A 7291-nucleotide genomic window follows, 5' to 3' on the forward strand; every position below is an offset into this window, starting at 1 on the left:
AGCCCCCATCTCGGCTCGGTGTCGAGGTACCGCCTGGTGCGGATTGGTGTGCGGAGGCACCGCTGTCACCGGGCCGGCATCCTCGCCTCTTCATCCGCCTCGGCCGCGACCGCCGTATCGGCTTCCCAGAAGTCGTGCGCGTTCACCTGGTTCAACATCGACGACCGTGACGTGCTCACCGCGGTCTCCGAGGCGAAGACGTTGCCGAAGGGCGAGAAGTGGGTCCCGTCCATGCAGGTGTCGCGGTCGGGCGTCGCGCAGGTGACCGGGGTGACGCTTGACAGTCCGCCGCGGCGATCACGTCGATCCGCCGGCCGTTGACGCCGATCGGCGAGACGTTCCCGTCCGAGGGCAGTCACGATGCCAGGTCTTTCGACGGCGCGGGGCGGTACGTCATCTACCAGATGGCGTACCCCCTGGTGGACGCCGACTTCGTCGTGGCGTGCGATGGGAAGCGGCTCGGCGCGGGACACGCCACCTCCTGGCAGGACGGGGACTCCGGTGGGACGGCCCAGTGCGGCGTCAGGACAGGGGACAAGACCCGCGTTGCCGACATGGCGCTCCAGCTGGCCTGCTAGCACTCTGCCAGCACTGCGGGCGGCTGCGCAGCCGGTCTCCCTCGGCCCCGCCCGCCCCGGATCCGCCTACTACCGCTGATCCGCCTGCCCCGCCCCGTCCGCTGCGGCGCCCTCCGGCCCAGAGCCGGATGGGAGGGCGCCGGTGACGAAGGCTCCGGCTCGGGCGGCGGCCAGCGTGCGCAGCGCGGCCCGCTCGGCGACGGCCGCGTCCACCGGCTCGCGCGTGACCAGCAGCCGGTAGTAGAGCGGCGCCGAGACCGCTCTGATCACCTCCTCGCCGTCGGTGCCCGCGGGCAGCTCCCCCCGTTTCACCGCCAGGTCGACGGCCTTCGCCCACTCCCTGACGCGCCGGCCGTAGAAGGCGTGCAGCGCGCCCGCGGCGTCGTCGTCGCAGGTGGCCGCCGCGATGACGGCCTGGAACGTCGCCCCGAGGCGCGGGTCGGTCACGGCGGCCAGCACGCCGACGGCGTTGGCCCGCAGGTCGCCCTCGACCGAGCCCGTGTCGGCGTGCGGGGACGACTGCTCGGCCAGCTCGGTCATGAGGTCGGCGACCAGGCCGGCGGGGCTGCCCCAGCGCCGGTAGACGGTCGTCTTGCCCACGCCCGCCCGGGCCGCCACCTGGTCCATCGACAGGCCGTGGAACCCGCGCTCCACCAGTTCGTCCTGGGTCGCCTCCAGCACGGCCGCGCGCACCCTCGCCGTCCGGCCTCCCGGGCGCACCGTTCCAGCCAAACGGGACTCCTGTTCCATTAACAACCCTTTCCGTGTTACCGTCACTCCGAATCTTAACGGAACCAATGAACCATTAAGGGAGATGACGTGACCACGATCGCAGACCGCGTTCCCGCGCGGATGACCGGACGGCAACGGCTGGTCCTCGTGCTGCTGCTGGGCTCGCAGTTCATGCTCGCCGTCGACTTCTCGATCCTGAACGTCGCCCTGCCCGTCATCGGGACCGGCCTCGGGTTCGCGCTGGCCGACCTGCAGTGGGTGGCGACCGCGTTCGCGCTGGCCGCCGCCGGGTTCACCCTGCTGGCGGGCAGGGTCGCCGACCTGTTCGGGCGGCGCAGGCTGTTCCTCGCCGGGATGGCGCTGCTCGGACTGTCCTCGCTGGCGGGCGGGCTGGCGGACTCACCGTCGCTGCTGCTGGCCGCCCGCGTCGCGCAGGGGCTGGCCACCGCCGTCGTGACGCCCGCCGGGCTGTCGCTGCTGACCACGTCGTTCGAGGAGGGGCCGCTGCGGGCTCGGGCGCTCGGGCTGAACGGCGCGCTGATGTCGGCCGGGTTCACCTCCGGCGCGATCCTCGGCGGACTGCTGACCGACCTGCTGAGCTGGCGCTGGGCCTTCTTCATCAACGTGCCGGTGGCGCTGGCGGTGCTGGTCGCCACGCCCGCGGTGCTCGCCGAGAGCCGCCCGGCGGACCGTCCGAGGATGGACGTGCCGGGCGCGGTGGCCGTGACCGGAGGGCTGCTGGCGCTGGTGTTCGGGCTCAGCCGGGCCGGGGAGCACGGTTTCGCCGACCCGGTCGGGCTCGGGGCGCTGGCCGCGTCGGTGGTGCTGTTCGTGGTGTTCCGGGCGGTGGAACGGCGGGCCGTCTCGCCGCTGGTGCCGCTGCGGGTCCTGGCCCGGCCCACCGTGAAGTGGGGCAATCTGGCCGGGCTGGTGGCGTTCGCGACGGAGACGTCGCTGGTCTTCCTCCTGACCCTCTACCTGCAGAAGGTGCTCGGCTACACGGCCCTGGCGACCGGCCTGGCGTTGGGGGTGCTCGGGCTCGGCACGGTCCTCGGCGGCGTCGTCGCACCCCGGGTGCTGACCCGGATGGGCCTAGGACGGGCGTTGACGGCCGGCTTCGCCCTCCAGGCCGTGTCCACGGCGTCGCTGGCGCTCCTCGGCGCCGAACCGGGCTGGATCTGGCTCCTGCTGGCGGCCACGTTCGCGGGCGGCGTGGGGAACATGGTGGCGATCGTGGCCTTCATGGTGACGGCCACCTCCGGGCTGCCGGACTCCGAGCAGGGGCTCGCCACCGGGCTCGCCACGATGACGCAGCAGGTGGGCATCACGATGGGCATCCCGGTCATGAGCGCCGTCGTCACCGCCGCCATGGGAGCGGCCGGCGCGGGGGCGGGCCTGGCGGCGGGCATGGGCGCGGACATGGTGCTGCGGGGGGTGATCGTGGCGGTCGTGGTCAACGCGGCGCTGACGCTCGCCGCCACCTTCATCCGCCCCCACCGCTGACGCCGCGCGCGGGCTCACGGCCACACCGGGCCTGCCGTACCGTGCGCTCGCACGGTACGGCAGGCCGTCGTCATCAGGGCTCACCGGGGACGCCGCGCAGCCCACGGTCAGCGGGCCTCTTCCTGGAGGCCCTCAGCCCCACGCGGCGGGTGGCGGCCGGCCCGGCCGTGCCGTGCCGTGACAGCAGAATCTATGCCTCGGTGAAGCCGCGGGCGCGGCCTCCGGCGGACTCGCGGACGGCGGCGGCGACGGCGGTGGCCACATCAGGGTGGAAGACGCTCGGGATGATGTAGTTGGGGCCGAGCTCCTCCGGCGTGACCACGGCGGCCAGGGCGCCCGCGGCGGCCAGCAGCATCTCCTGCGAGACCTCCGTCGCCTGGGCGTCCAGCAGGCCGCGGAAGACACCCGGGAAGGCCAGCACGTTGTTGATCTGGTTGGGGTAGTCGGAGCGGCCGGTGGCCACGACCGCCGCGTGCTCGCGGGCGTCGTCGGGCGAGACCTCGGGCTCGGGGTTGGCCAGCGCGAACACCACCGCGTCGGGCGCCATCGTGGCGATGTCGTCGCCCGACAGGATGCCCGGCGCCGAGACCCCCACGAACACGTCGGCGCCCTTGACCGCGCCCCGCAGGTCGCCCGAGTAGCCCTCGGCGTTGGTGTGTTCGGCGATCCAGAGCAGCGACTCGTCGAGGTCGCCGCGGCCCTTGTGCACGGCGCCGAGGTAGTCGCAGACCACGACGTTGCGCGCGCCCGCCGCGAGCAGCAGGCGCAGCACCGCGTTGCCGGCCGCGCCCGCGCCGGCCATGGTGATCTTCACGTTCTCGATGGGCTTGCCGACGACGCGCAGCGCGTTGGTGAGGGCGGCCAGCACGCAGATGGCGGTGCCGTGCTGGTCGTCGTGGAAGACCGGGATGTCGAGCAGCTCGCGCAGCCGGCGCTCCACCTCGAAGCAGCGCGGCGCGGAGATGTCCTCCAGGTTGATGCCGCCGAAGCCGGGGGCGATGAGCTGGACGGTGCGGACGATCTCGTCGACGTCCTGCGTGTCGAGGCAGATGGGCCAGGCGTCGATGCCCGCGAAGCGTTTGAACAGCGCCGCCTTGCCCTCCATCACCGGCAGCGCGGCCTCCGGCCCGATGTTGCCGAGGCCCAGCACGGCCGAGCCGTCGGTGACCACGGCGACCGTGTTGCGCTTGATGGTCAGCCGGCGCGCGTCCTCCTTGTTGCGGGCGATCGCCATCGACACGCGGGCCACGCCCGGCGTGTAGGCCATGGACAGCTCGTCACGGTTGCGCAGCGGCACCTTCGACACCATCTCGATCTTGCCGCCGAGGTGCATGAGGAAGGTGCGGTCGGAGACCTTGTGGATGACGACGCCCTCGACCGCCTCCAGCTGGTCGACGATCGCCTGCGCGTGGTCGGTGTCCCTGGCCGCGCAGGTGACGTCGATGCGCAGCTTCTCGTGGCCCGCGTTGGTGACGTCGAGGGCGGTGACCACGCCCCCCGCCGACTCTACGGCGTGGGTGAGCTGGCTGACGGCCTTGCCGCCGGCCGGCACCTCGAGCCGCACGGTTATGGAGTACGACACACTCGGGACGGTCGCCACGTCAATCGCTCCTTCGGGGGCTGACCAGGAAGTCCTCTTATGGTAGGGGGCGCCGGGTCAGTCCAGTGACTCAGAGGCGGAGACGATCAGGTCCACGCAGGTCGGCACGGGAATGGTCGTGCTGTCGATCACCAGGTGGTAGAGCCCCGGGTCGGCAGGGTCGAGGCGGTAGAAGTGGCGCACGTAGGCGGCGCGGGCGCGGTCGGAACCCTCGACGATCTTGCGGGCCTCGCGCTCGCCGATGCCGCCGAGCGTGGCGGTCTGCAGCACCCGCCGCCGCAGCGGCGCGTCGAGCCGGACGTGCAGGGCGCCGGGGTGGTCGGCCAGCACGACGGCTCCGGCCCGGCCCAGGAAGACGCCGCCCTGCACGCGGGCCGTCTCCAGCAGGATGCGCTCGGTGCGGCGGACGAACTCCTCCGGCGCCAGCGGCATCGCGCCGGGAACGTACAGGTCCACGCCGCCGAAGGTGACCGTGGGCAGGCGCATCGCGCCGGCCAGCAGCCTGCCGAGGCCGTGCTCGGCCCGGTCGTCGTGGGCCAGCGCCTCCTCCAGGGTGCAGCCGAGCTCCTGGGAGACGGCGCTGGGGATCGCCCGGTCGACGAACGGCACGCCGAGCTGCGCGGCCACGGCCGGGCCGATGTGGCTGCCGGCCGTGCCGTATGTCGCCGAGATCGTGACGACCCGCACACCTCCAGGTTAGAACAGCGCGCTCGCCAGCGCCCTACGCGCCTTGGCCAGGGAGGGGTCGTCGGAGGGCAGCGTGTCGAACAGGCCGAGCAGGTGACGCCTGGCCTTGTCGCGCTCGTCGCCCGAGGTGCGCTTGACCACGCCGACGACCCGCTCGAACGCCTCGTCGACGGCGCCCGACAGCATCTGCAGGTCGGCCGCGAGCAACTGGGCGTCGATGTCGGCCGGATCGGCCAGGCGGCGCTGCACCTCTGCCGGATCGACGCTTTCGGTGCGCTTGATGAGGTTGACGCCGGCCAGGCCCATCTTGGCGTCCTCGTCGCCCGGCGAGCGGGCGAGCAGCCGCTCGTAGGCGGCCGCCGCGGCGTCGAGGTCGCCCTTGTCGATGGCCTGCTCGGCCGCAACCAGGTCGGGATCGGCCGGCGGGCCGGCGGGCGCCGCCTGCTCCTCGGCCTCCTGGGGCCTCGCCGCGGGGTTGGCCTCGTAGAACTGCTCGACCGCGCCCATCAGCTCGTCGAGCCAGCGGCGCACCTCCTGCTCGGGCAGCACCTGCTGGAAGCCGGTGACGGCCTGCCCCTGGAAGATCGCCAGCACGGTCGGCACCGCCTGCACGCGCAGCGCCTGGGCGATCTGCGGGCTGGCGTCCACGTTGACCCGGGCCAGCAGGGCCCGGCCGCCCAGGTCGCCGACGACTTTCTCCAGAACGGGGCTGAGCTGGGCGCTGCCGGGCGCCCGCGGCGACCACAGGTCGAGCACGACCGGCACGGTCATCGAACGCTCGACGACGTCGCTCGTGAACGTCTCCTCGGTCACCTCGACCACCGAGGCCGCCGCCTGCGGCCCTGCGGCCTCGCGCCGGGCCTGCGCTTCCAGAGCCTGCTTACGCGCGCCCAGATCGATCGCTCCGTAGAGCGACCCGGGCCGTGAGAAGTCCGCCATGTTCTTCATCTTGCCGCATGCCGGGAGACGGGTATGCCACCGAGGTCGCGGCCCGGCCCCGTGCCGCTAAGCCCTCAGTGAAGCCGGGGGTCCGCTGCGGCGTTTCGGCCGCCGGACGCGCTGCCGTCGCCGGGCGCGGGAACGTCCCGCTCGCCGGAGAAGTCACCCGCCGCCACCCTGAGCGTGCGGAGCTGGCCGAACATCTGCCGCAGGTCGTCCTCGCCGTACATGCCGAGCCCGAAGTCGGCCGCCATCAGGTCGGCCGTGGCCCGCCGCACGACGTCGCGGCCCGCGTCGGTGATCTCCGCGAGCACGCCCCGCCCGTCGTGCGGGTTGCGCATCCTGCTGACCAGCCCGGACCTCTCCAGCCGGTCGACGGTGTTCGTGACACTGGTCGGGTGCACCATGAGGCGCTCGCCGATCTTCCACAGCGGCAGCGAGCCCGTCCTGCTGAAGGTCAACAGCACCAGCGCCTCGTATCTGGCGAAGGTCAAGTCGTAGGGCTTCAGGAGCGAGTCAAGTTGCGACAGGAGGATCTGGTGCGCTCTCATGATCGAGGTGACGGCGGCCATGGCGGAAGAGGGTCCGAAGTGAACACGCCAGGTCTGCGCGGCGCGTTCGATGGGATCGAACGGCAGATTGAGCGGCTTCGGCTGAGACACAGCGCTACGGTAGCGCGCCGCTCGTCCGGTTTCGCCTGGTTACTCTGAGCGATCAGATTCACTGCTTGGCCAAGAATGCGGACGTCAATCATCACGCTCCGTTATGGTTCTCGCATCGAATGGTGACGCGGACCCCAAGTCCACCGGCGGTGGGGACCTGCCCGGACTCTTCTGTTCCGCGTCGCCTAGGGGGCACGGGGGTGCTTGATGCATGTCAACGGGAAGTCACGTGCGTGAGCACGCGGGCGTTTCACGTGAAGAGCTGAAGCAGAGCGCGGCCGTGACGGTCGCCGTCCTGCTGGCGCTCGGGCTGGTCGCGGCGTGGAGCGTCCTGATACCAGGTGTGGACGCCTGGGAGAACATCGTGGCCGCGGTCATCGGCTCGCTCCGGCTGACGGGGCCCGTGGCCGCCGCCTTCGCCGCGTGGGTGGCCCTGCGCAAGCGCAGGGCGCTGCGCGGCCGGCAGTTGAGCGCCTGGCGGGCGCTCAAGGCGCCGCTGGCCATCGTGGTGGTGGTGCTGGGCTCGTTCGGCGCGACGGTGCTGGTGCTGGCCGTCAAGACCGTGCTCACCGAGCAGTCGGGGCGGCTGA

General features: G+C 72.3%; 8 protein-coding genes and 1 pseudogene. 3 read left to right on the forward strand and 6 right to left on the reverse strand.

Annotation, left to right across the window (positions count from 1 at the left end; genetic code table 11):
• Nucleotides 1-65 precede the first annotated feature (65 nt).
• Complete coding sequence (locus FHU36_RS42125) at nucleotides 66-359, reverse strand: hypothetical protein (protein ID WP_185089663.1); 294 nt, start codon at nucleotides 357-359, stop codon at nucleotides 66-68.
• 45 nt (nucleotides 360-404) lie between these two features.
• Here FHU36_RS42125 and FHU36_RS42130 point away from each other — a divergent pair, with 45 nt between their 5' ends.
• The gene (locus FHU36_RS42130) at nucleotides 405-578 is read left to right on the forward strand and encodes a hypothetical protein (protein WP_185089664.1); all 174 of its coding nucleotides are present in this window, start codon (nucleotides 405-407) and stop codon (nucleotides 576-578) included.
• A gap of 69 nt (nucleotides 579-647) precedes the next feature.
• Here the strand turns inward: FHU36_RS42130 and FHU36_RS42135 are convergent, their stop codons facing one another.
• The gene (locus FHU36_RS42135; RefSeq protein WP_185089665.1) at nucleotides 648-1328 is read right to left on the reverse strand and encodes a TetR/AcrR family transcriptional regulator; all 681 of its coding nucleotides are present in this window, start codon (nucleotides 1326-1328) and stop codon (nucleotides 648-650) included.
• Nucleotides 1329-1397: 69 nt separating this feature from the next.
• Here FHU36_RS42135 and FHU36_RS42140 point away from each other — a divergent pair, with 69 nt between their 5' ends.
• Nucleotides 1398-2813 carry an MFS transporter gene (locus FHU36_RS42140; protein WP_312892215.1) on the forward strand — a complete coding sequence of 472 codons (1416 nt, stop codon included), beginning with the start codon at nucleotides 1398-1400 and terminating at the stop codon, nucleotides 2811-2813.
• 190 nt (nucleotides 2814-3003) lie between these two features.
• Here FHU36_RS42140 and FHU36_RS42145 read toward each other — a convergent pair whose 3' ends face one another.
• The 4 genes from FHU36_RS42145 to FHU36_RS42160 form a co-directional block, all read right to left on the reverse strand.
• A complete protein-coding gene (locus FHU36_RS42145) occupies nucleotides 3004-4413 on the reverse strand; it encodes an NAD-dependent malic enzyme (RefSeq protein WP_185089666.1) in 1410 nt (469 codons plus the stop codon).
• 57 nt (nucleotides 4414-4470) lie between these two features.
• The gene (locus tag FHU36_RS42150) at nucleotides 4471-5100 is read right to left on the reverse strand and encodes a cytidylate kinase-like family protein (RefSeq protein ID WP_185089667.1); all 630 of its coding nucleotides are present in this window, start codon (nucleotides 5098-5100) and stop codon (nucleotides 4471-4473) included.
• Nucleotides 5101-5109: 9 nt separating this feature from the next.
• Nucleotides 5110-6039, reverse strand: a complete 930-nt coding sequence (locus tag FHU36_RS42155; protein ID WP_185089668.1) for a tetratricopeptide repeat protein — start codon at nucleotides 6037-6039, stop codon at nucleotides 5110-5112.
• 74 nt (nucleotides 6040-6113) lie between these two features.
• A complete protein-coding gene (locus FHU36_RS42160) occupies nucleotides 6114-6701 on the reverse strand; it encodes a MarR family winged helix-turn-helix transcriptional regulator (protein ID WP_185089669.1) in 588 nt (195 codons plus the stop codon).
• A gap of 229 nt (nucleotides 6702-6930) precedes the next feature.
• Here FHU36_RS42160 and FHU36_RS42165 point away from each other — a divergent pair.
• Nucleotides 6931-7291: pseudogene (locus FHU36_RS42165) on the forward strand (hypothetical protein); the annotation flags it as partial.

It is taken from the genome of Nonomuraea muscovyensis (genome assembly GCF_014207745.1).
Lineage (GTDB): Bacteria > Actinomycetota > Actinomycetes > Streptosporangiales > Streptosporangiaceae > Nonomuraea > Nonomuraea muscovyensis.